This window comes from Salinisphaera orenii subsp. orenii MK-B5 (genome assembly GCF_003788635.1).
Taxonomy (GTDB): Bacteria; Pseudomonadota; Gammaproteobacteria; order Nevskiales; family Salinisphaeraceae; genus Salinisphaera; species Salinisphaera orenii.
The window spans coordinates 1-23,002 of sequence record NZ_AYKH01000043.1 but is presented as its reverse complement, the minus strand read 5'-3'; the positions used below and the strand labels follow the sequence as shown (position 1 = coordinate 23,002).

Below are 23,002 nucleotides of genomic sequence, written 5' to 3'. Positions count from 1 at the left end.
ACGGCCCTTATTTCTCCGAGATCTACGGCGGATCAGTATCGCCTCAAGCTCCGACTGCAACCACCAGTCTCTTGCGGGCGGAGCGGAATTATCAGTAGTGCTCTATACGCGTGCGTCGAGCAAAGAGTGGGGCGCCCTCTTGGTGCGCCACTTCTACTGCCCTTGCCGCGGGGTGGTCGATTTTTAATCTCCTACGTCGAGCGATCAAAAAAAAATACTTCATTTTCCGAGACATAACTAACTAATAAAAATAAGAAGCGGGGTTGGGGTGAACAATGGCAAGCGAGTTGCATTCCCATTAGGAAACAAAGTTGCCGAGCACGAAACACTCGGTGGCGCTGCAAATTCGTCGCACAGCTGCTTTTGATAGTTCCAAATATCGAGGGAATGATGAAATATACGAGACGGTCTTTTGTTAAGAACTTTTCGATGGCTGCTGGGGCTGCGAGTTTGGCGCCCGGCCTTCTTTTAAGTGCATCACGCGCTCGCGCCGCTACATTAGCAAAGGGGGAGCCAATTAAGGTCGGTATTCTATTTTCGTTAACGGGTGGCCTCGCCGTGCCCGAGGAAGACTCGGCATTGGTGATGCAGTATGCCATTGACGAGATCAACGAGGCCGGGGGCATCAACGGATCTCCGATCGAGCCTATCATCGTTGACGCTAAATCGGATATGAATGTCTATGCGCAGAAGATGCGCGAGTTGATACTGCGGGATCGAGTGATCTCGGTTTTTGGCTGTTACACGTCGGCTAGCCGAAAAGCGGTCATGCCAACAGTTATGAGCCGCGACAACCTGCTGTTCTATCCGACCTGCTACGAAGGCAAGGAATGCTCGCAGAACATCGTATGTACAGGGCCGCTGGCGAATCAGCACTCCCAAGAATTGATTCCCTACATGGTAGAGAACTTCGGCAAACGCGTTTTCTTTGTTGGTTCCAACTATGTCTGGCCGAAGGAATCGAATAAGAACGCTAGAATCTGGCTCGATGATGCTGGCGGCGAGTTGCTGGGCGAGGAGTACGTTCCGCTAGGCAGCTCGGAGTTCGGATCCGTTCTGAACAAGATTCGTAGGGCCAAGCCGGACTTCATCTTCTCGACTGTCGTGGGCGCTTCGGATATTGCGTTCCATCGGCAGTTCAAGCAGGCCGGTTTCAACGCCGAAGATATGCCAATCGCCTCGCTGACAACCGGTGAGATCGAAACTCGCGCCATGGGTATCGAATATGGGGCTGGTCACTTCTTGTCGGCCCCTTATTTCCAAGCGCTGGATAATCCGACAAACAAGAAATTCGTGGACGGCTTTCTAGGGAGCAAGTACGGCAAGAGTGGTGTTACCCACTACAACATGGAAGAAACCTATAACTCGGCGTATGTGTTCAAGGCGGCAATCGAGAAGGCGATTGACGAGAACGGCATGGAGAATGTTACGCCCAGATTAATTCGTGATGCGGCGGCGGGCGTGCGGCTGAGTGCGGATGTATCGCCAGAAGGTGAAGTCTGGGTTGACGAAAACAACTTCAATACATGGCTCGTGCCCAAGATTGGCCAGTGCCAGGAAGATGGAAGCTTCAAGATCGTCAAGACAGCTGATTCTCACGTGGAGCCTCTTCCTTATTCGATCTATCCAGACGCCGGGACCTGCACGGCGCAGGGCCTGAAATTGCCGAGTGGCAGTATTCGCAAGGACGTCATTTAGATAGCGCCAGGGCGAAATGTCGTCAACTGTCCGCTCACGCCCTGGGCTCTCCGGAACGTGAGCGGTTTCATAAGGGCGGGAGATCGTTATGGATTACTCGTGGGCTCCACTTATGGGGTCGCTGGTGCTCGGCCTGAGCATCGCAAGTATCTGGCTCGTCGCCGCGCTTGGGCTAACCATTATTTACGGGACCGCAGGCGTCATTAATATGGCGCACGGCGAGTTCATCATGCTTGGTGCGTATGCAGCCTATTGTGCGCAAGCTTATCTCGGTACGCCGTTTCTCTTATGCTTGCCGATCTCGTTCGTGGTGGTGGCGCTCATTGGTTTGTTTTTTGAGCGCGTTTTGATCCGATACCTATATCACCGACCGCTTGATACGCTTCTGGCGACCTGGGGCGTTTCCTTGATGCTGACCCAGGGCGTTCGCATGATTTTCGGCAGCTCTCCCAAGTACGTTCAGGTGCCGGAGTTCCTGTCCGGCAATGTTTCGCTGGGCATCATGAACATGTCCAGCCTTCGAATACTGATCGTACTCATGACTGTCGTTCTCATAGTAGGGATCTGGTATCTGTTCTACCGCACTTACTTTGGTATCAAGATTCGCGCCGTCACGCAGAATCGTGAGATGGCAGCGTCCTTTGGGGTCAATTCGGAACGTATTTATATGTGTACCTTCGCGCTCGGCGCTGGTTTGGCCGGTGTTGCAGGGTGCTTGTTTTCAGCGTTGGCCATCGTTCTACCCACGATGGGATCTAACTATGTGGTTGAGTCGTTTCTGGTTGTGGTAACGGGCGGGGGGCCGCTAGTGGGCAGTATTGCAGCCAGCGCGATGATGGGAGAGTTTAAGTCGTTTTTTTCATACTTCTTCAACAGCACGTTTGCGCAGTTCTTGCTTTTCGTTCTGATCGTCATCGTGCTCCGCTTTCGGCCCAACGGGCTTTTCGCGAATACAGCTGTTCGTCGGTAATGGCCTCCGAACAGAGCAGTCGCATCAATAAGCAAACGCGGAAAATGTAATGAACGGCAATATTTATCACGACAAGCGTGCACAGTGGGTCGTCTACATAGTCTTCTTTGTTTCGCTAGGACTCATCCCGGTTATGCAAGCCGATCCGTTCCTGCTAAATCAGCTGGCGGTGTTCGGCATCTACGGGCTCTTGGCGATGTCGATCAGTCTGTGTTGGGGGACAGGCGGGATTCTCAATCTAGGCCAAGGTATCGCTTTCGGTATGGGCGCATACGGCATGGCCATGACCATGCAGATGCAATCCCAAGATCCCGAATTTTCGCCGTTACCATCATTCATGTCCACGAACGGTCTCGAACAACTGCCCTGGTTTTGGGAGCCGTTCTGGAGTACTGGTGGCGGGATATTCCTCGCGCTGGCCGTTCCAACGATCTTTTCGTTGATATTTGGCGCGTTGATGTTCCAGGCACGCGTTTCGGGGCCGTTTTTCGCGATCATGTCGCTTGCAATGCTCAGTGCGTTCTACATTCTCGTGCTGGATATGCAGCCTTATACCAACGGTGCGAATGGGATAAGCCCGCGGATGCCGTTGGAAGTCGCAGGTTACAGCTTGGATCCCTACTCGCCGGCTGCTTACTGGCTTATTTTTGGCCTGCTCTTTAGTTTGACCGTGCTCGCTAAGCTACTTAACCAGAGTAAGTTCGGTCAGATCGTCCGTGCATTACGCGAGGATCCCGAGCGTGTCCGGTTTCTCGGCTATAACGTCGCTCTGTATGAAACGCTTATCTACGCGATTTCTGCCTTTATTGCAGCTGTCGCGGGGTGTTGTTTCACCATTCTCATTCAATACGTTTCACCCGACCAGTTCGACGTGGTTTTTAGCATCACGATGGTGATTTGGGCTGCAGTTGGCGGCCGTCTTTCGCTGATTGGCGCGATCATCGGTGCATTTTTAATTCAGGGTAGTGAAAGCTATCTAGGCGACCAGTTTCTCAATAGCTGGCACCTTATTCTCGGTTTTTTCTTCGTGATCATTGTGCGATTCCTGCCCAACGGACTGGCGGGGCTGCTGGAAATGCTGCTTGCCAAGCGTTCCCGCTCGAGTACGGAAGAGAGTCCGCCACACGGTCGCGCGAAAAGCCCGGCTGCTGCAAATGCCGAAAAGGCAGGAGTATAGATTTATGGGGGGTGTTCTTGAGATACGCGATCTACACAAGAGCTTTGATAGCCACCATGTCATCCAAGGCTTCAGCATGGACGTCGTTGAGCAGACGTTGTCCTGCCTCATCGGACCGAATGGTGCGGGCAAGACGACACTTATGGATCTGATCAGTGGCAGGCTCAAGCCCAGTAGCGGCAGCGTCCGTTTTCGTGGTGATGAGTTGTCCGGGTTGAGCGAAAGCGATATCGCACGACGCGGTGTCGGTCGCAAATTTCAGGTGCCGGCTGTATTCAAGGAGCTGACGGTACGCGAGAATTTGGAGATTGCATTTAGCCGTGAGGTGAACCCGTTTCGAAATATGCTGAAGTTTCGCGACAAAGCTATGCTCGCGAAGCTTGAGGAAGTCAGTGTTTTAGTCAACCTGGAAAATCGACTCAGCATTGTGGCTGGCCTGCTTTCGCACGGAGAGACCCAGTGGCTTGAGATCGGCATGACGCTGATGCAGGAGCCGCAGCTGTTGCTGCTCGACGAACCCATTGCCGGGATGACGGAGGCGGAAGTCGACCAGACAGCGAAATTGCTTCGCGAAGTCCGCCAGCACAGCACATTGATCGTGGTTGAGCACGACATGGGATTCGTGCGTCGGGTCGCAGATATGGTGACGGTCATGCACATGGGTACTCACTTCGCCGAGGGCAAGATCGACGAAATAGAGGCCAATCAGAATGTTCGAGAGATATACCTCGGGACCGAAGAGGATGCCGCCTGATGCTTATGCAAATGTCGAGTATGTCGGCCTTCTACGGGAAAACGCAAATACTCCGCGATTTTTCGTTTGCTCTCGATGAGGGGCAGTGCGTCTGCGTACTCGGAAGAAACGGCGTCGGCAAGACCACGCTCATGCGAAGCATCATGGGCCTTACCGATCGCACAACGGGGCAGATCGAATTCGCAGGCCGACAGATCGGCGAGCTTCCGACGCACGAGCGCAGCCGGTGCGGGATCGGATATATCCCTCAGGGTCGCCAGATATTTGGGAAGCTCTCCGTTAGGGAAAATATTCTTCTCGGATCGTTTGCGAGAGCCGACGGTCAGGTCGAGGTACCCGAGATGTGTACCTCGCTGTTCCCCTATCTGGCCGAAAACCTGGAACGCCGTGCCGGATTGTTGTCCGGCGGCCAGCAACAGCAGCTGGCCATTGCGCGAGCGCTGGCGGTGAAGCCAAAGGTGCTGCTGCTTGACGAGCCGACCGATGGAATCCAGCCGAATATCGTCGCCGAGATTGGCGAAACGCTGCGCATGCTGAATAAGGAACTCGGCATGACGCTGATACTTGCGGAGCAGCACATCAAGGTCGCACGGAAGTTAAGTGACCGGTTTCTGATGATCGATAACGGCCGTGTCGTGGCCGAAGGCGATATCGATGAACTCACCGATGAGCTAGTGGACGAGCACATGACGGTCTGAGCGATCAGCCGGCCTCATTTTCACGCGTTTTCTGATCAAGAATAGAGTGGAGTAAAGCGATGATAACGATTCCTGCAAAAGGCACCCCTGAACGTGAGGCGCTGATAGACGAGCACCGGCGTTGCGTGGACTCGATGAAGGGCGTGGCGGGCTTTTCGGTCCTGCATTGTGGTGAACCCGGTGACACGACCGATATCGACGGTGGCGTTCATGAGTTTCCTTTGCTGCGCCGTGTGTTGATGCGCATGCGCGGCGAGAGCCCGGGGGGCAAGCTGATCGTTATCTGCACGAAAATCGAAAAAGAATGGCGTATCGGGCGACTCTCGGGCGTTCGTGGTGTACCGCCAGCTTTCGTCACCGATAAGGTCTATGACGATGAGCAGGAGATCCAGCACGACATCTTTCTGATGCGTTTGGATGAACTCCCGGCGGAAGCCGGAATGCCGGAGCATTTCCACGAAGGCTGGAAGCGCCGGGACGATAACTGGCCGGTGACCTGACGCAGATCGACCCGCTACCGGTCGTCACTCAAAGGCGGCCGGTCGTCATAAACAACCCTAGTTCAATTAACGAGAGCTTCCCGGATTCGTCCTTGCAGACCTGTCCCCGGGGCTTTTTCGACCGAAATAAGGTAATACGCTATGACCTCAATGCGTCTGACGGGCTACGCCGACAAGTTCAGCGTTCATCCCGGCGACAAGATCAAGTTTTACGTCAACTGCGACGGTCCGGCGTCTTTCGACGCCGAGATCGTGCAGATGATCCACGGCGACACGAACCCGCGTGGCCCAGGCTTTATCGAAAGAGCAGTGCCGGGGGGCTTTCGGGACACTGTACCGGGCCGTAAGCAGGTGATCCACAGCGGTTCGTATGCGTTCGTGCCTGATTCGGCGCCGCTGAACGTGGATAGCTTCACCCTGCAGTGCTGGGTCTGGCCAACTGCGCCCAAGACACATCCGAAATATTGGAAGCATGGCCCGCAGGGGCTGGTCACCAAGTGGATGGGCGATAAGGGCTACGGCTTGTTCCTCAACGAAAAGGGCTGTGCTGAACTGCGCATTAATGGCGAATCAATCACAACGGCACAACCGTTACGCGATCACGCATGGCACTTCCTCGCCGCGACGTTTGACGCGAAGACCGGGGAGGCAGTTCTCTATCACGAGCCGCAGGTGGTTTACGCGCTTGACCCAGCCATCGAGCCGGTGCAGCGCATGCTTTCGGAGCCGGTCCATAATGTGCCGGTACCGCTGGCAATCGCCGCCCACGTGGACGCGCTCGATGAGGGGCCGTTGGCGCGCTCGTCGTTGCCCGCGGGTGTGAGCTTTGCTGGAAAGTACAACGGCAAGATCGATTCGCCTCGGCTATGTAATCGCGCGCTGAGTCGTTTCGAGATCGAAAGCATGAAGCAGGGCGCCCAGCCTGGACTGACGGAACGACGCAACAGCGGCCCGACAGGAGATCTGGCGAAATGCCTCGTGGCGGCCTGGGACTTCTCTATCGGTATCGACACGATAAAGGTTGCGGATTGCGGCCCGTATCAGCTCGATGGCCGCTTGGTGAACTGTCCGACACGTGCAATGACAGGCTACAACTGGTCGGGCACCGTATTTGACTGGAAGCAGGCGCCCGAGCAGTACAGTGCGATTCATTTCCACGACGACGACGTCGACGACGCACGGTGGGAGGTCGACTTCGAATGGGAGGTTCCGGCCGACGCTAAAAGCCGGTTCTATGCGGCCAAGCTGACCACTGCCGATGGCGACGAAGACTATATTCCATTCTGGGTCGTACCCGAAATCGGTAAGGCGCAGTCCAAAATTGCCGTCATGGTGCCGACCATAAGTTACATGGCTTATGCCAACGAGCATGTCGCCTGCAATGCCGGCGGTGCAGAGTTGTTCGTTTACCGCGTGCCGATCATGCAGCAACAGAATATGTTCTTGGCCGAGCATCGCGAGTATGGCGGTTCAATCTACGACACGCACACTGACGGCAGCGGTATCTGCATGTCGTCGCGACTGCGTCCGATACTCAGCATTCGACCGAAGTACGATCACTTTCTTGCCCAGGCGCCCTGGCAGTATCCAGCGGATCTTCATTTGATCTACTGGCTAGAGACCATGGGCTACGATTACGACGTCTTTACTGACGAGGATGTCACCTACGAAGGGCTCGCCCGGCTCGAACCTTACAACGTGATAATCACGGGATCCCATCCGGAGCACAATACCGGCACGCAGCTCGATGCGCTGCACAACTATACCCAGCGCGGGGGTCGCCTCATGTACATGGGCGCCGACGCGTGGTACTGGGTGCACTCGTTCCACCCCGGCTACGAAGACAAAGGGCGCGGCGTGATTACCGAGATGCGGCGTTGCGAATCGGGCATCCGTACCTGGCGCGCCGATCCGGGCGAGTATTACCACCAAGGCACGGGAGAACTTGGCGGAATGTGGCGGTTCAGAGGCCGTTATCTGCATTCTGTCGCTGGCACGGGCATGTCATCCGAGGGCTTTGACATCTCTTCGTATTACTCGCGTACGCCGGACAGCAACAACCCGCGTGTGAGCTGGGCTTTCGAGGGCATCGACTACGACGAAGACATCGGCAACTTCGGGCTCGTGGGCGGCGGCGCTGCCGGTCTCGAGCTAGACATAGCCGACACCATGCTAGGCACGCCTCCACACACGCTCGTGGTGGCAACCTCTGCGGGCAGGCATACCGAGGCCTATCTGCTGGTCATGGAGGACTTCGGGTTTAACCAGCAGGGTTTGGACGGTACGACCCATCCCCGAGTGCGCTCCGACATCGCGTTCCACGAAACGCCCAATGGTGGAGCTTGCTTCGCTTTCAGTTCGATCGCTTACTGCGGCTCGCTACCTTGGAACAACTGCGACAACAACATATCGCGGCTGACGAAGAACGTATTGGATCGCTTCTCCATGGACGGGCCGCTGCCGGCGCCGCCTGAAGATGCGATTCACTACCGTGGGCGGGCGGATTATGAAGCGCCGGCAGAAGAGCGACACAGCAGCGGCGGCGTGTAAAACCGGACGACAGGGTGGCCCCTCCCGGGGCCACCCTGCAGGTTTGCTTTGAAGGAGAACGTTAATGTCCCGTCGCCCCGAACTGGGTTACCTCGATGAGGGCGTCAACCTGGACGACGCCGATCTATACAGGCGTGCGATAGAGGAGGCGAGCAACTGTACGCTGCTCCCGCCCGCCGCGTATCGATCGCTCGTGTTCACGCATCTTGAAGACGAGCGTGTTTGGACGCGCGACTGGGTATGCATCGGCACAGAGCACGATGTCGTCGCCGACGGCGATATGCTGCCCTATACCGTCGGCTATCACGGTATTCATGTCCGGCGCGACCCCGATGGGGCACTCGTCGGTGCGTTCAACATGGCTCAACATGGCGGGTGTCGCATGGTGCCGCTGCAATGTCAAAACGGTACCAAAACGGGCTGTTCGTTCACCTCCTGCGGTTATAGTCGTGACCGTGGCCCGATTACGAGTGCGGAGCTGGAACAGGGGTCGGGGGCGTCACACCAGTATCTCGGTCTGCGCCCCGAGCGACTGCTGCCGGTGCAGGTCGATACACAGAGCGCGCTCATCTTCGTCAATCTCGATCTTGATGCGTCACCCATGGCAAAGGGTCGCAAGGCGCATAATCTGGTTCCCGCCATCGACGACACGCGCACCGCTGAGCGCTGGTTCGAGTTCGACTGCAACTGGAAGCTGCTTGCACAGCACCTGCTGGCGATGGACGAAGCTCGGGCGCCGGCCATAGGCGATTACGCCTGGCTACACGGAGTATCCGGCGAGCTGAACGTGGCGTGGTGTTTTCCCAATCTTCTGGTGCTGAGCAACGGGTCCAGTCGTTGCGTCATCGTGCTGCAACCCACCGCCATCGGACGGACACTGTGTCGTGTCCAGGTGTTCAGTGCGCCCGATGATGGCAGCGACTGGTTTGACCGGGTCGAAGCCCGCGGCCAGTCCGGCGTGTGGTCCATGGCGGCGCTCTCACGCTCATGGCGTAACGAGGATGATGGTTCGGGTTCAAGTGCCACACAGCCGTTACAACGCGATCCGGCCGGCATATGGGGCCAGCGGCGTCTCGTGGAGCGTATTACGAAAACCATTTCGAGCCGCGACGAACTTCAGCTGTTCGGACGCGCCAAGGAGTACATGATATGAACACCGCAGTCGACGAAAGTGCCGCGGATTCTCCGCTGAGCGCCGCCGTGGCCCACTATGAGCGGGGCGAACACGCCGCCGCTGTAGCTGGCTTCCAGGCGCTAGCCGAAGAAGGCGATGCAATGGCCCAGATGTGGGTCGGTGCTTGTTATGCCCAAGGGCACGGTCTTCCAGCATCGGTCGATCAGGCGTTGGTCTGGTACCGCCGGGCCGCTGAGAACGGCAACATTCAGGCGCAGACCAATGTCGGGGCCATGTTGATTATGGGCCAGGGCTGCGAACCGAATGTGCCCGACGGTTTGAGCTGGCTCGAGCGCGCGGCCCGAGGTGGCGATAGCGGTGCCCAATTCAATCTGGCGACGCTCTATTCCAGCGGCGATCATGTGCCCGAAGACCCGCCTCAGGCGGCGCGCTGGTATCGAGCGGCCGCAGAGCAGGGGCATTATCCATCGCAGGCCCGGCTGGGGTACTGCTATCAGTGTGGTCTCGGCGTAGAAAAGGATCGTGTCCAGGCGTTCGTCTGGCTCTCGATGGCTGCCCAGCACGGAATCGGCACTGCTTTGACGCAGCTCGAGCGCGTCGCCGGGCAGATGTCGGCTAACGAAAAGAACGATGGTCTGACGCAGTTGCAGGGATGGCGGGAAAAAACCGGTCTGAACGCGGCGGCCGTTTCCCTGCAGCCGGTGCCGGCGTAATCGCCGTGGCTTTCAGCGTTCAGCAGATCAAGTTCGAATTCCTGAGCTACATGAAGGAATTCGAAGGTAATGACGGGGCCTGGTTCGTCGGCGTCTGTGCGGATCCCGAGGCCGCTCTCTTTGCCAGCCAGATGGTCGATCGACAGCGGGATATCTGGCTATGGAAACCAGCGTTGACACCACGTGCTGCGCTAGCGGTACGGGATTATTTCCAGCAGAAGTTCGAGATCCCGGACGCGCGATGCAGCGCGCCGTCGGCAGCGGCGTGCTGCGTCTTTCTTTACCGCGCGGGTAACGAACGTGAATACCGTTGAGATGGTGCAATTATTGCTAATTGAAGATCCTGATTATTCTTGGGATATCGCCGATGTGTGGCATGCAGGTCGGCCTGGAAGGAGCAGCGTCATCTTATGTTGATTCTAGATCGAATCTTGGGCCAAGCCAGTGAGCCGGAGTTGGCAGAACGGCTGCATCAGATCGGGCACGTTGGCGGGCTTGAACTGCTTCAGGTTTCGGGCGATGACGTGCAACGCCGACGACTGCGCCTGACCAGCGATGCCGGGACCGACTGCGCGATCAGGCTAGCTCGCACACAGCGCCTAAGCGACGGTGCGATACTCCTGTTGGATACCGAGCGCGCGATCATGGTGCGCACCGACCAGCCACAGTATCTGATGGTTCGGGCAGTGGATGCAGCCGGGGCGCTCGAGCTCGGGTACTTCGCGGGCAACATGCATTGGAGCGTGCGTTTCGATACCGATGTGCTCGCCATACAGATCAAGGGTGAGGTGCAGGACTACCTCGACCGGCTGACACCGATGATCGAAAGCGGCAAAGTACAAGTGGAGTCGCCATGCGTGCCGTAGCCAGCCGCTTGCTGATGTTGCAGCAGGCCGACAGCTTCTTCCCCGGCGGTGCGGTGGCTTGGTCCTGGGGACTGGAAACTCTAGTGGCGGAGGCGGTGATCCCGACGGCGAGCCGTCGTTCACGACAGCGCGCGCGGGGAGCCGTCGGCGCGGGTGATGACGCGTCCGATGCGTTAAGACAGTTCATTGTGGGTCAGCTTACCCACCGATGGGCCTGCTGTGACCGTGCGTTTCTCGCCGCTGCGTGGCACGTCGACGGTGTCTTAGACGACTGGATCTCGCTGGACTTTGAGCTTGAGGCGATCACGCTCGCCGCCGAGTTGCGCCAGGGATCGCGTCGCCTGGGTGCCTCCCTGCTGGGAGTTCACGCTGAGCTTGGCACCGCCCACGCGGCCGACTATCAGCGTCGGGTGGATACCGAAGAGGCACCCGGACACGTCGCCGTACTCCAGGGCATGTTGTGGCGGGCCCTCGGGATCGATCACGAGGATGCCCTGCTTGCCTCGGCGCACATGCTGAGCACGGGGCTGGTGAGTGCGGCGCTACGTCTGGGTGTCGTCGGTCACTTGGCTGGCCAGCTGATCCTCGCCGAGCTTCAGCCCGTTATTCGGGCGTTATTGGTGACGCCAGTGCCGGATGTGTCTCGGGCCAGTGCATTCACTCCGCTGGCCGAAATGGCGGTGATGCGCCACGAGACGCTCAGCCCACGTCTGTTCGCCAACTGATTCCGATGGAGCACTAGACAATGCTGCTGACGCCGACCGAACTGGAGCGACTGACGCTCTTTACCGCCGCCGAGATTGCGCGCAAGCATCGCGCCAAGGGGCTTGCGCTGAGTGTCTCGGAGGCCACCGCGCTGATCGCGGATGAAATATTGGAGGGGGCGCGACAAGGCGACAGCGTCGCCGAGCTCATTGGCCGTGGTTCGACGATTCTGAACACAGACGATGTCATGCCCGGCGTCGCAGACCTTATGCCTGTGTTGCAGGTAGAGGCCACGTTTGTCGATGGCACGAAGCTGGTGACAGTGCACCAGCCCATCCGGCCGGGCGATAACGACCACGACGACAGCGTGCGCCCTGGCGAGATTCTGCCCGCCGAGGGGGAAATTGAAATCAACGCCGGTCGCGAGAAACGCGCGCTCAAGGTCGTCAACAAAGGCGATCGACCCGTACAGATCGGCAGCCATTACCATTTCTTCGAAGTGAACAAGGCGCTGGATTTCGAGCGCGCAGCCGCCTTTGGTATGCATCTCGACATTCCGGCCGGGACGGCGGTGCGTTTCGAGCCGGGCGAAGTGCGAGAAGTCGCGTTGGTGCGCTACGGCGGCAGCGGCGAGATTCATGGTTTCAGCGGTCTTACGAACGGCGATCTCAACGATCCCGCCTGCCGCGAGCGTGCGCTAGAGAACGCGCGCGCCAAAGGATTCAAAGGAGCGTGATATGGCAACGATGACGCGCGCGGACTATGCGGCGATGTACGGTCCTACTACGGGCGATGCGGTGCGTCTGGGCGATACATCGCTGGTGGCGGAAGTCGAGTTCGACTACGCGGCCTACGGCGATGAATGTCTGCACGGTGGCGGCAAGACGCTTCGCGACGGCATGGGCCTGATGCCAGGCCACGACAGCGCCGACGGCGCGCTCGATATGTTGTTGTGCAACGCCCTAGTGATCGATCCGGTGGTTGGCATCGTCAAGGGCGATATCGGCATTAAGGAGGGCCGGATCGTAGGCATCGGCAAGGCCGGTAACCCCAAGCTCATGGAGGGTGTAGATCCGCGCCTGATCTGCGGGGTGTCGACGACCGTGCGCGATGCCGAGGGCATGATCGTGACGCCAGGCGGCATCGATGTCCACGTGCATTTCGACTCGGCCCAGCTTTGTGAACATGCATTGTCTTCCGGGCTCACAACGCTCATCGGTGGCTCGCTCGGCCCGATCACCGTTGGCATCGACTGCGGCGGTGAATGGAACGTCGGCAAAATGCTCCAGGCGTCGGAGCAGTGGCCGATCAACTTCGGATTTCTGGGCCGTGGCAATTCGAGTAAACCTGAGTCGCTGCTCGGGCAGCTAAGAGGTGGCTGCCTCGGTCTCAAAATTCACGAGGACTGGGGCGCGATGCCGGCGGTGGTGGATACGTGTTTGAAGGTGGCGGATGAATACGATTTCCAGGTCCAGATACACACCGATACGCTCAACGAATCGGGATTTCTGGAAGATACGCTCGAAGCGATCGGCGATCGCACTATTCACATGTATCACACCGAAGGCGCCGGTGGCGGTCATGCGCCGGATATCATCTCGGTAGCTGGCAAACCCAACTGTCTGCCGTCGTCGACCAATCCGACAAACCCATACACCGTGAACACGTTCGACGAGCATCTCGACATGATCATGGTCTGCCATCACCTCAACCCCAACGTGCCGGAGGATGTGGCCTTTGCCGAATCGCGGGTCCGGCCGCAGACAATCGCTGCCGAGGATGTTCTGCATGATCTCGGCGGCATCTCCATGCTGGGCTCCGACAGCCAGGGGATGGGGCGGATCAATGAAGTGATCTGCCGGACCTGGCAGCTTGCGTCGAAGATGAAAGGTCAGCGCGGTCGGCTCGACGAGGAAAAGACGGCCATCGGCGACAACGAACGCATCAAGCGCTATATCGCCAAGTACACGATCAATGCCGCGAAGGTCTTCGGTATCGACCAGCACGTCGGCTCGCTCGAGGATGGCAAGATCGCTGATCTCGTACTCTGGCGGTCGGGATTCTTCGGTATCAAGCCGGAGTTGGTCGTCAAGGGTGGGTTCATCGTTCACAGCGTAATGGGTGACTCGGCCGCGTCGCTGTATACCTGCGAACCGCTGATCATGCGGCCACAGTGGGGCGCATTCGGTAACGCTAAGCAGGCGCTGTCGTTCAATTTCGTCAGTCAGCCCGCGATCGACGCTGACGCTGGGCGCAAACTTGGACTGCAGAAACCGCTGCTGCCTTGCGCCGGCACACGTCGGTTGAGCAAAGCCGACATGCTCCATAACACCTACTGCCCCACGATCCGCGTCGATCCACAGACTTTCGATGTGTTCGCCGACGATCAGAAGCTGACCTGCGAACCTGCGAGCACGTTGCCGCTCACGCAGCGATACATGCTGCGCTAGTTCAATCGGACAATTGTCATGAGTGTAGAAACCCTGAGTGTCGAATCCAGGCCGGCTTCAAAGGTCGGTGCGGCGCGCGTTGGTATCGGAGGGCCGGTCGGGTCAGGGAAGACGCGACTGCTGGAACAGTTGATTCCACGTTTCATCGAACGGGGAACGAAACTTGCCGTGATCACCAACGATCTGACGACGCACGAGGATGCCGAGCGCTTGCAACAAAGCGGTCTGATCGATCCCGAACAGGTTCGGGCGGTGGAAACCGGCGCGTGCCCGCACACAGCCATTCGCGAGGATCCGACGCTTAATATCCAAACCGCTGACGAACTCGAGAGTCTCTATCCCGGCCTAGATCTCGTGCTTATCGAATCCGGCGGTGACAACCTCGCCTCGACGTTCTCGCTCGACCTGGTCGACTATTGGTTGTTCGTGATCGATGTGGCCGGTGGCGACGACATACCGCGCAAGCAGGGCCCCGGCGTACTGCATTGCGATCTACTCGTTGTGAACAAGTTTGATCTTGCGCCCTACGTCGGCGTGGACTTGGAACGCATGCGCCGTGAATCTCTTCAAGCGCGCGGGGATCGGCCGGTCCTGTTTACCAATTGTGCCACCGGCCAGGGCGTGGACGACGTCGTAGAGGCGATCGGCCAGGCTGTGCTCTTCGATCAGTCGTGAATGCTGCAGTGCTTAATGCATCGTCGGCGGTACGACCGCTGCAATGCGATATCGGTTTTTCAGCCCGTCGTCGTGGCACCACTTACGTCGGTCGCCAGAATGTCGCCTATCCATTCCATCTGGGGCGGCAGTTGCAATTGTCCGGCGACCCGCCTGGCATGGCAGCGGTCTACCTGCAGTCTTGTTCTGGTGGCATCTTCGCCGGCGAGGCCCTCGGGCTGTGTCTCACGGCGGCAGCGGGCTCTCACGCGCACGTCAGTACCGGCGCGGCGACAGTTGCCCACAGTATGCTGGAGGCGGATGCGCTTCAGACGGTTCGACTAGACGCTCACGACAGCGCCTATCTCGAATACCTTCCCAAACCGACGCTTATGTTTCCTCGTGCGCGCTTGACGAGTCTTATCGAGGTTACACACCGGCCGGGCGCCTGCGTCGTGGTGTCCGACAGCTTCGGCGTTCATGTGCCCGACGGCATGAACGGATCGTTCGATTGGTACCGCGCGAGTATCGACGTGCGAACACCCGCAGGACGACTTCTGGTCAGCGATCGTATGTTCGTCGAGGGCGATGATTTCGAGTCTGACGTGATCGGCGTGATGCGCGACCGAACCGTACTGTCCACGCTGATGATCGTGACTGATGGCCCAATAATCGACTCGCTGAGTGAGGCCCTGCGTGGGGCCCTGCCGATCGAGCCCGAGGGCAGCTGGGGCGTCAGTCGGCTACCCAATGCCTGCGGACTGGTGGTACGCCTCGCTGCGCGTGACGCTACGATCCTCAGTCGGCTGACGCACCGAGTGTGGGCCACCGTTCGACGCTTGCGGTTTGGCGTGGAGCCTGCGGCGAGACGACATTAACCGCGCAGGCGAATCGATGTTTTCTCTTTACTCTGATCGAGGTTCTTTCATGAAACCACTCCGATACAACCACATTCTATGTGCGGCAAGAGTTGCTCTATTGGCTCTGATCGCGTGTTGGATGCCAGCATTCGCGCATCCGGGGGGATTCACTCATGCGCCTGTTGCTGGGTTCGGTGCGGGGTTCGTCCACCCGCTGACCGGGATCGATCACCTGTTGGCAATGTTTGCGATCGGCCTGTGGAGTAGTCGGCAAACGCTCGCTTTGCGTTGGCTGACCCCATTGATCGTCGCAGTGGCGATGGCCGGCGGCGCGACTTTGGCGTGGATGGGCTTATCGTTGTTTGGCGTCGAGTTCGGCATCGCGTTCAGCGTTCTTCTGGCGGGCGTATGCCTGTGCACTCTTATTAGGTTGCCTGCGGCAGTGGGAGCGGCAAGTATATTTGCGCTTCTTCTATTGCATGGTAATGCGCACGGCACAGAGTTGGCTTATGGCGCCGAAGCGCTGCAGTGCATGGTCGGTTTTATGGTTTCGAGTGCACTCATCACTGGAGTTGGTTGCATTCTAGGTGGCCGAGGGTTGACCGCTAGGCCGCGACTGCTTCGGATCGCCGGTGCTGCCGTTGTCGCCTGCGGCGCTGGATTGATACTAAGCGTATGACGATAATGTTCCTAAAAAACGCAGGTCAAAAGCGAATTTTCTCGTGACCTAGTTGTGTAAACCCACCACACTGTTCACGGATAGCTGCAATCGGCTGATCGGTGGTTTGTGCTGCAGGCTGGCATGCGGTCGATGCCAGTTGTAGTCGTGGAGCCAGTACGGCAGATAGGCCGCGCGCTCGTCGGCGTTCTGATAGACATGCGCATACGCCCATTCGTGTAGTGCCGTCTGGATCCACCGCTCAGCTTTGCCGTTGGTGCGTGGCCGGTATGGCCACGTGCGCTTGTGTTTGAGCCCGAGTCGGCGACAGGCCCTGGCAAAGCGGCGGGATCGATAACAGGCCCCGTTGTCGGTCAGCACCGCTTTGAACCGCACGCCCAGACGCCGGTAGTAACGTAGCGCGGCGATCAACGCCCGAACGGCGCTGGCGCCGGTTTCGTCCGGCCAGATCGTGGCATGGGCCACTCGGCTGTGGTCATCGATGGCCATATGCACATAGTCCCAGCCGGCACCGCGTGACTTGTGCCGCCGGTCGCCCGTCACACGGTGGCCCGGGCGCGTGAAACGGTTCACTTTCTTGATGTCCAGGTGCAGCAGATCGCCCGGGGCCGCGTGCTCATATCGTCGTACCGGCCGTGACGGCTCAAGCGCCGCCAGGCGATTCAGGCCGGCGCGTTGAAGCACGCGGGCAACCGTCGCGCGGGGCACGCCGGTCTGGCGCACGATCGCGCGATAAATCAGCCGTTGTCGGCGCAAACGGATCACGCGGGCTCGCTGCGCTTCGGAAAGCCGATGCGGGCATCGATGGGGCCGGCAGGTACGATCCGACAATCCGGCCCCGCCTTCGCGTCGATAGCGATCCAGCCACTTGTACACAGTACGCGGACTCACGGCCATGGCCTGGGCCACGTCGATGGGCCGCAGCCCGTGCTCGATCACGCGACGGACAAGCACCTGTCGACTGTGAACGGTGAGTCGCGCATTCTTGTGCGTGTTCATCCGGGTCGCTCCTTACGTCTGACGGATTTCAGCACCCATCAGCTTCAGGGAATGCGGCTCGGATGAACAATCTACTGAGAGGTCACACCTAGTGTCCTGTTTCCTTAATTCGTTATCAGCGTAAGAATTGCGGCTATACTGCGCTGATCGCGCATACAGCGCGTTCGGAGCGCAGATCATGGCGAACCATCATACTCGGGTCACGCCGACGCTTTCGGCGGATCAACGGTCTGAGCTTGAGCGCTGGAAGCGGCGACCCAAAACGGCTCAGGCCCTGGCACAACGCGCGCGAATCATCTTGCTGTGTGCTGAAGGCTGCAGTGATATGGCGGTGGCTGAGCAGCTCAAGACCACTCGCGAGAGCGTCGGCAAATGGCGTCGACGTTTTATCCAGAGCGGGTGTGACGGCCTGCTAGACGAACCGCGGCCGGGCGCACCTCGACGCATCAGTGATGCGGATGTAGAGCGTGTGATCGCCAAAACCCTCGAATCCATACCTTCGGATGCCACCCACTGGAGCACACGCTCGATGGCGAACGCGACGGGCCTCAGCGCCACGGCTGTGCACCGCATCTGGCGCGCGTTCGCGTTGCAGCCCCATCGCGTCGAAACCTTCAAGCTGTCCCGGGATCCACTGTTCATCGAAAAGGTACGGGATGTGGTCGGGTTGTATCTCAATCCGCCGGAGCGAGCAGTGGTGCTCTGCGTCGACGAGAAATCACAAATTCAGGCATTGGATCGAACCCAGCCCGGATTGCCGCTGCGTCCCGGGCTCCCTGAGCGCCGGACCCACGACTATGTTCGGCATGGCACCACGTCCCTTTTTGCCGCGTTGAACACGGCGACAGGCGAGGTATTGGGTCAATGCCATCGACGCCACCGCGCGTGTGAATTCAAGCAGTTTCTTCAAGCGATCGAACGCCAAGTACCGGCCGATCTGGCAGTCCACCTCGTGCTCGATAACTACGGCACGCATAAGACCGCGATGATTCACAATTGGCTGGTGAAACATCCCCGCTTCCAGCTCCACTTCACGCCGACCAGCGCTTCATGGCTCAACCTCGTGGAACGCTGGTTCGCGCAGCTCACCGACAAGCAGATTCGTCGCGGTACGCATCGCAGCACGGCCGAACTGGAAGGCGCTATCCGGAATTATCTGAAGATATATAACGCCGACCCAAAACCTTTTGTCTGGACCAAAACCGCCGATCAGATCCTAAATTCTGTCAAACGATACTGTGAACGGATTAACGAAACAGGACACTAGCTGTTGCGGTCACCATTTTTTCGTAAGGCCTCGCGGGTGACCTCGTTTTCGAGCATCGACTCGGCCAACAGGCGCTTCAAGCGGCTGTTCTCCGTCTCGAGCGCCTTCAGACGCTTGGCGTCCGAGACGTCCATGCCGCCGAACTTGTTTCGCCTCGTGTAATAGCTGGCCTCGGAAAAGCCGTGCCGGCGGCACAACTCCTCAACCGGCGTGCCGGCTACCGCTTCCTTCAGAAAGCCAATGATCTGCTCTTCGGTGTAGAGCTTCTTCATGTCCAATCTCCAGACTTCGGGTGATTGGACTCCAGATCGGCGTGCTACTCAATAGCGGGGTATGGTCGATGGGGGACTTACCCTCGTCGGTTCAGAGTACGAGAAAATTCCACCGCTGATGCGTGCTATTTGCCTGGGATTACCTTTGCAACATTTCAGGGGACCTATGGTTAAATTCTCTGTGCAGCCCAGCTCGTTGAGCCAAACGCTGTTTCGCGGCAAAATGAGGCGCAGTGCGCGCTATGCAGTAACTTCACGCTAGCGTGTTATCAAAAATATTGTTATCGCAAAACAGCGTTTGGCGCAAGTTCGCAGTGTGTGTTTCAGAATGCCATCGCGATGCCGACAGTCCCGGTGACGAAGTCCTCTTCGGGGTTGCCGGGAATGACGTCCTCTTCGGTGTGATAGTAGGTCGTGTTGACAGCGACGCTCCAGTCGCCATAGCCGACGGGGATGAAATCGAGCCCGATCCCCAGCGTCGCGCCGATCGAGGCGTAGCCGAAGCCGCCGTCGCCGCCTTGGAAGTCGTCGGTCATGAAGCCGATGCTTGCGGGGAAGGCGAGCGACAAGGGCAGGGTCTCGTCGTCCGAGAGCGTCACGCCGGGCTCGACCGAACCGACGAAGGCGGCGCCGTCATCCTGACTCTCCTGGCCGTTGACGCGAATATGGCTCACGAAGCTCGGATTGAGGGCGAAGCCGCTGTCGCCCCAGAAGCCTGAGTCGTCCAGGCCGACACTGAGATCGAGCACGCGCTCGGTATCGCCGCCGTAATACCACTGTTGATAGACCGCGCCGAGGGTCACGGCGCCGGTGGTATAGGTCAGGCCGCCGTAGACGTCGATTTCCTGGATGTTGCCGCCAATGCTGTTCTCGGCGTTGTTGTTGATATCACTCCATGCCCCGAGTGTCAGCGCGAAGCCGTTCGGCAGGTCGACGCCCAGGTCGACATAGCCAAAGGTCGTGGACTGCGTGCCGTAGAACTCGTCGCCGGCGCCCCAGACATCCCCGCCGTAGGAAATGAAGTGGGAGGCGTAGTCGAAGCCGACGGTGCCCGAGATATGTTCGCCCGGGCTGGGCGGGGTCTCCGCCATCGTCGTGTCTTCCGGGGGCGCGTCGCTGTTGGGCGCGCTGTCGGCGGTCTGGGCCTGGAGTGTGCCGCACGCACCGCATAGAAGCAGCGCCGTCAGCCATGGTGTCGCCGAAGTGCGTTTCTTGCTCATGTTGTCTCCCTGTGAACTAAATTGAGGCAGAGGATTCTGAAATTAGAATCTCTATAAAATAGCAAGGCAAAAAATAAGCCAAAAATAGAAATAGGTTTTTCGGTTCGTCGAATGGATTAATGACGTAAAAATTGAAACGGAGATATTTGGGGTTAAATTTATATATATATTAATTTTCTTTGCCGCTGCGAAAAATTGATCTTTTTTGGCAATTCGAATGGCGGTTTCGCTGCGTTAACGTCATGGTTTCGTCAGAACTCCGCCGCGCGATTTTGTGGAAGGAATTTGTCTAACTGAAACGTATTGCGGCATCCGGGCCAACGCGGCCTTGCATTGGCTCGATTTCGGCGGGGTCGCGTTTGCGTAGATCGGCATCGACCAACGCCTCGGCCACGGCCAGCTCGACGTGTTGCCGAAAAGCGCGCCCCATGGCCCGGGCGCCGTAGCGACGGTCGAAGCCGGCATCGCGCAGCAGCGCGCGGGCGCTGTCGTCGAGTTCGGCGCGCCGGCCGATACGTGCCAGGCGGGTGTTGAGCTTGGCCAGCTCGATGTCGATGAGCGCATCGAGCATGTCGTGCTCGATCCAATTGAAGCGGGTGATGGCGTCGATACGGTTGATGAACTCGGGATCGAACGTGTCGTGCAGTGCCGTATCGACCAGACGGCGCATGTTGCGGCGTCGGCGTGCGGTCGAGATCGGCAGCAGGCGTCGCCAGCCGCGTCTCAGGCTGGTCTCGTAGCGCTGCAGTTCGCGCGCGCCGAGATTGCTGGTCATGAAGATCAGCGTATTGCGAAAGTCGATCGTCTTTGCGCCCGAGGTCAGCGTGAGTTGGCCGTTGTCGAAGACGTTGAGCAGCGAGCGCGAGACTTCCCGGCTGGCTTTCTCGATTTCGTCGAACAGGACCAGGCCGGGCGCGCCGAAGCTGCCGGCGATACGGTCGGGGTCGAGGAGCGTGGTGCCTTCCTTGCTGCCGACATAGCCGGGCGGCGCGCCGGTGAGTGCGGCCGCGTAGTGCTCCTGGGCAAGCGTGTTCATGTCGATACGGCAGAAGGCATCCGCCTGGCCGTGGATGGCCTCGGCCAGCACGCGCACGAGTTCGGTCTTGCCGACGCCGGTCGGCCCGAGGAGCAGGGCGATATGGAGCGGGCGGCGGGGATCGCCGATATCGGCCTTGACGATCTTCAGGGCCGATTCGACCGTTGCCAGCGCCTGATCCTGACCAACGATGCGCGCATGCAGCGCATGCATGACGTCGGCCGGTTCGAAATGAAAACGGGAGGTGCGGTTGGCTAGCGTCTGCCGGCTCTCGGCGCCGGTCGTGTGTGCCGTCGCCGTCGCGTGCTGCGCGTTCTCGGCCAGCATGTCGTTGATGAAGGGCATGTGCCTGATCGGCTCCAGCGGTCGAAGGTGCGGCGGCGCCGATCACGGCGCCGCCGCGAGAGGGCGTCGATCAGCCGCCGGCGGTCTTTTCCTTGCCCGGGTGCGAGAGCGTGCCCACCGGGCAGTCCGCCGTGGTAGCGGTACTGCGGGTCATCGCCTCGACGTCCTCCTGGGCTTTCTTCGCGTCCATGACCCAGGTGCGGTAGAACTCGAACGGGCAGTCGGCGATGCCCTTGTCGCCTTCGCCGGAGTCGTTGGTGCCGCTGTAGCCGCGGTGCAACAGCTTGAACAGATGATTCTGCGACTGGTCGTTGGCGCGGGCGTCGCGGATTTCCGGCACCGACAGCTGGGCGTACTGGATGCCGTTCTCCTCGGTGCCGCATTCGCCGAGCGTGCGGCCGTCGAAGCCGATCACCGACGAGTGACCGAAGTAGCTGTAGACGCCGTCGAAGCCCGAGGCGTTGGCCACCGCCACATAGCAGTTGTTGGCCCAGGCCATGCACTTGGACATCATCACCTGCTGTTCCTTGGCCGGGTACATATAGCCCTGGCAGCGCACGATCAACTCGGCGCCCTTCATGGCACAGTCGCGCCAGATTTCGGGGTAGTTGCCGTCGTCGCAGATGATCAGGCTGACCTTGAGCCCCTTGGGGCCGTCGACCACGTAGGTCTTGTCGCCCGGATACCAGCCTTCGATCGGACACCAGGGGATGCACTTGCGGTACTTCTGTACGACCTCGCCCTTGTTGTCGATCAGGATCAGCGTGTTGTAGGGCGCCTTGTTGGGGTGGTCTTCGTGGCGTTCGCCGGTAATCGAGAACACGCCCCAGGTATCGGCCTGACGGCAGGCCTCTGAAAAGATCGCGGTCTCGTCGCCGGGGATAGTGGCGGCGGTTTCCATCATCTCGTCGTTGTCGTACATGATCCCCATCGTGCTGTATTCAGGGAAGATGACGAGATCCATGCCGGGCAGACCGACTTTCATGCCTTGGATCATGTCCGCGATCTTGTTGGCGTTGTCGAGCACCTCGGCGCGGGTGTGCAGGCGCGGCATCTTGTAGTTGACGACCGCGACGCCGACGGTATCGGCACTGCTGGAAATGTCTCCGTGTCGCATTGGGCTCTCCTTGAATGAAGAAAAGTAATTTTCGTCACAATTATTATTAGGTTGTGAATTTTTAAAAAATATTGAATAAAGGCGAATTTTGGTATAAAATTCTTATGTTGCTTGAATATCTATATTTCACTCTTGGCGCGCCCCGGGATCCAGTCCGTGCCTGCCAGCGGCACCCGGGCCATGGCCGCGGATTCGATATCGAGCGCGACCAGGTCCTCCGGCTCGAGATTCTGGATATGCGACTTGCCGCAGGCGCGGGCGATGGTCTGGGCTTCGGTGGTCATGACCCGCAGGTAGTTCGCCAGGCGGCGGCCGCCGCGTTCCGGATCCAGACGCG

Annotated in this window: 22 protein-coding genes and 2 pseudogenes; 18 read left to right on the top strand and 6 right to left on the bottom strand. The window is 58.8% G+C overall.

Annotated features, from left to right (window positions below):
- The first annotated feature begins 390 nt into the window (after positions 1-390).
- The 17 genes from SAOR_RS15460 to SAOR_RS15380 all read left to right on the top strand — a co-directional run bounded on the left by SAOR_RS15460 (position 391) and on the right by SAOR_RS15380 (position 16,409).
- Complete coding sequence (locus tag SAOR_RS15460; RefSeq protein ID WP_123632216.1) at positions 391-1,698, top strand: transporter substrate-binding domain-containing protein; 1,308 nt, start codon at positions 391-393, stop codon at positions 1,696-1,698.
- 88 nt (positions 1,699-1,786) lie between these two features.
- Entirely contained in the window at positions 1,787-2,668 is an 882-nt protein-coding gene (gene urtB, locus SAOR_RS15455) for an urea ABC transporter permease subunit UrtB (protein ID WP_123632215.1), read from the top strand.
- 49 nt (positions 2,669-2,717) lie between these two features.
- Positions 2,718-3,845, top strand: a complete 1,128-nt coding sequence (urtC, locus tag SAOR_RS15450) for an urea ABC transporter permease subunit UrtC (RefSeq protein ID WP_123632214.1) — start codon at positions 2,718-2,720, stop codon at positions 3,843-3,845.
- Between the two features lie 4 nt (positions 3,846-3,849).
- Positions 3,850-4,599, top strand: a complete 750-nt coding sequence (gene urtD, locus SAOR_RS15445; RefSeq protein ID WP_123632213.1) for an urea ABC transporter ATP-binding protein UrtD — start codon at positions 3,850-3,852, stop codon at positions 4,597-4,599.
- Positions 4,599-5,297, top strand: coding sequence for an urea ABC transporter ATP-binding subunit UrtE (gene urtE / locus SAOR_RS15440; protein ID WP_123632212.1), 699 nt, complete (start codon positions 4,599-4,601; stop codon positions 5,295-5,297). The genes urtD and urtE overlap by 1 nt, the downstream gene beginning before the upstream one ends.
- A gap of 59 nt (positions 5,298-5,356) precedes the next feature.
- On the top strand, positions 5,357-5,797 hold the full coding sequence (locus tag SAOR_RS15435) for a N,N-dimethylformamidase alpha subunit family protein (protein WP_123632211.1): 441 nt from the start codon (positions 5,357-5,359) through the stop codon (positions 5,795-5,797).
- A gap of 141 nt (positions 5,798-5,938) precedes the next feature.
- Complete coding sequence (locus SAOR_RS15430) at positions 5,939-8,347, top strand: N,N-dimethylformamidase beta subunit family domain-containing protein (RefSeq protein WP_185015723.1); 2,409 nt, start codon at positions 5,939-5,941, stop codon at positions 8,345-8,347.
- Positions 8,348-8,411: 64 nt separating this feature from the next.
- A complete protein-coding gene (locus SAOR_RS15425; RefSeq protein WP_123632210.1) occupies positions 8,412-9,500 on the top strand; it encodes a Rieske (2Fe-2S) protein in 1,089 nt (362 codons plus the stop codon).
- Positions 9,497-10,195: a tetratricopeptide repeat protein gene (locus SAOR_RS15420; RefSeq protein ID WP_123632209.1), complete on the top strand. Its 699-nt coding sequence runs from the start codon at positions 9,497-9,499 to the stop codon at positions 10,193-10,195. The genes SAOR_RS15425 and SAOR_RS15420 overlap by 4 nt, the downstream gene beginning before the upstream one ends.
- A 5-nt stretch (positions 10,196-10,200) precedes the next feature.
- Entirely contained in the window at positions 10,201-10,509 is a 309-nt protein-coding gene (locus tag SAOR_RS15415; RefSeq protein WP_123632307.1) for a hypothetical protein, read from the top strand.
- A gap of 96 nt (positions 10,510-10,605) precedes the next feature.
- Complete coding sequence (ureE, locus tag SAOR_RS15410) at positions 10,606-11,061, top strand: urease accessory protein UreE (RefSeq protein WP_123632208.1); 456 nt, start codon at positions 10,606-10,608, stop codon at positions 11,059-11,061.
- Positions 11,049-11,786 (top strand): urease accessory protein UreF, encoded by a 738-nt coding sequence (locus tag SAOR_RS15405; RefSeq protein WP_123632207.1) that lies wholly within the window; start codon positions 11,049-11,051, stop codon positions 11,784-11,786. Before ureE ends, SAOR_RS15405 begins: the two co-directional genes overlap by 13 nt.
- A 20-nt stretch (positions 11,787-11,806) precedes the next feature.
- Positions 11,807-12,502 carry an urease subunit beta gene (locus tag SAOR_RS15400; protein ID WP_123632206.1) on the top strand — a complete coding sequence of 232 codons (696 nt, stop codon included), beginning with the start codon at positions 11,807-11,809 and terminating at the stop codon, positions 12,500-12,502.
- Position 12,503: 1 nt separating this feature from the next.
- Entirely contained in the window at positions 12,504-14,216 is a 1,713-nt protein-coding gene (gene ureC / locus SAOR_RS15395) for an urease subunit alpha (protein ID WP_123632205.1), read from the top strand.
- A gap of 18 nt (positions 14,217-14,234) precedes the next feature.
- Positions 14,235-14,891, top strand: a complete 657-nt coding sequence (gene ureG / locus SAOR_RS15390; RefSeq protein ID WP_123632204.1) for an urease accessory protein UreG — start codon at positions 14,235-14,237, stop codon at positions 14,889-14,891.
- Entirely contained in the window at positions 14,888-15,748 is an 861-nt protein-coding gene (locus SAOR_RS15385; RefSeq protein ID WP_123632203.1) for an urease accessory protein UreD, read from the top strand. The genes ureG and SAOR_RS15385 overlap by 4 nt, the downstream gene beginning before the upstream one ends.
- A gap of 49 nt (positions 15,749-15,797) precedes the next feature.
- Positions 15,798-16,409, top strand: a complete 612-nt coding sequence (locus tag SAOR_RS15380) for a HupE/UreJ family protein (protein ID WP_123632202.1) — start codon at positions 15,798-15,800, stop codon at positions 16,407-16,409.
- A 48-nt stretch (positions 16,410-16,457) separates the two neighbouring features.
- On the opposite strand, the gene SAOR_RS15375 is transcribed toward SAOR_RS15380, so the two are convergent.
- On the bottom strand, positions 16,458-17,408 hold the full coding sequence (locus SAOR_RS15375; RefSeq protein ID WP_123632201.1) for an IS481 family transposase: 951 nt from the start codon (positions 17,406-17,408) through the stop codon (positions 16,458-16,460).
- Positions 17,409-17,586: 178 nt separating this feature from the next.
- Here SAOR_RS15375 and SAOR_RS15370 point away from each other — a divergent pair, with 178 nt between their 5' ends.
- Positions 17,587-18,675 carry an IS630 family transposase gene (locus tag SAOR_RS15370; RefSeq protein ID WP_123632200.1) on the top strand — a complete coding sequence of 363 codons (1,089 nt, stop codon included), beginning with the start codon at positions 17,587-17,589 and terminating at the stop codon, positions 18,673-18,675.
- A gap of 17 nt (positions 18,676-18,692) precedes the next feature.
- Here the strand turns inward: SAOR_RS15370 and SAOR_RS15365 are convergent.
- From SAOR_RS15365 to SAOR_RS15345, 5 genes and pseudogenes are all read right to left on the bottom strand, one after another.
- Positions 18,693-18,947, bottom strand: a pseudogene (locus tag SAOR_RS15365) (transposase); the annotation flags it as partial.
- A 323-nt stretch (positions 18,948-19,270) separates the two neighbouring features.
- Positions 19,271-20,167 (bottom strand): hypothetical protein, encoded by an 897-nt coding sequence (locus SAOR_RS15360; protein ID WP_123632199.1) that lies wholly within the window; start codon positions 20,165-20,167, stop codon positions 19,271-19,273.
- A 289-nt stretch (positions 20,168-20,456) separates the two neighbouring features.
- Entirely contained in the window at positions 20,457-21,548 is a 1,092-nt protein-coding gene (locus SAOR_RS15355; RefSeq protein WP_245965506.1) for an AAA family ATPase, read from the bottom strand.
- Positions 21,549-21,618: 70 nt separating this feature from the next.
- Entirely contained in the window at positions 21,619-22,665 is a 1,047-nt protein-coding gene (locus SAOR_RS15350) for an aliphatic amidase (protein WP_123632198.1), read from the bottom strand.
- Positions 22,666-22,784: 119 nt separating this feature from the next.
- Positions 22,785-23,002 (bottom strand): annotated as a pseudogene (locus SAOR_RS15345) (FMN-binding glutamate synthase family protein); the annotation flags it as partial.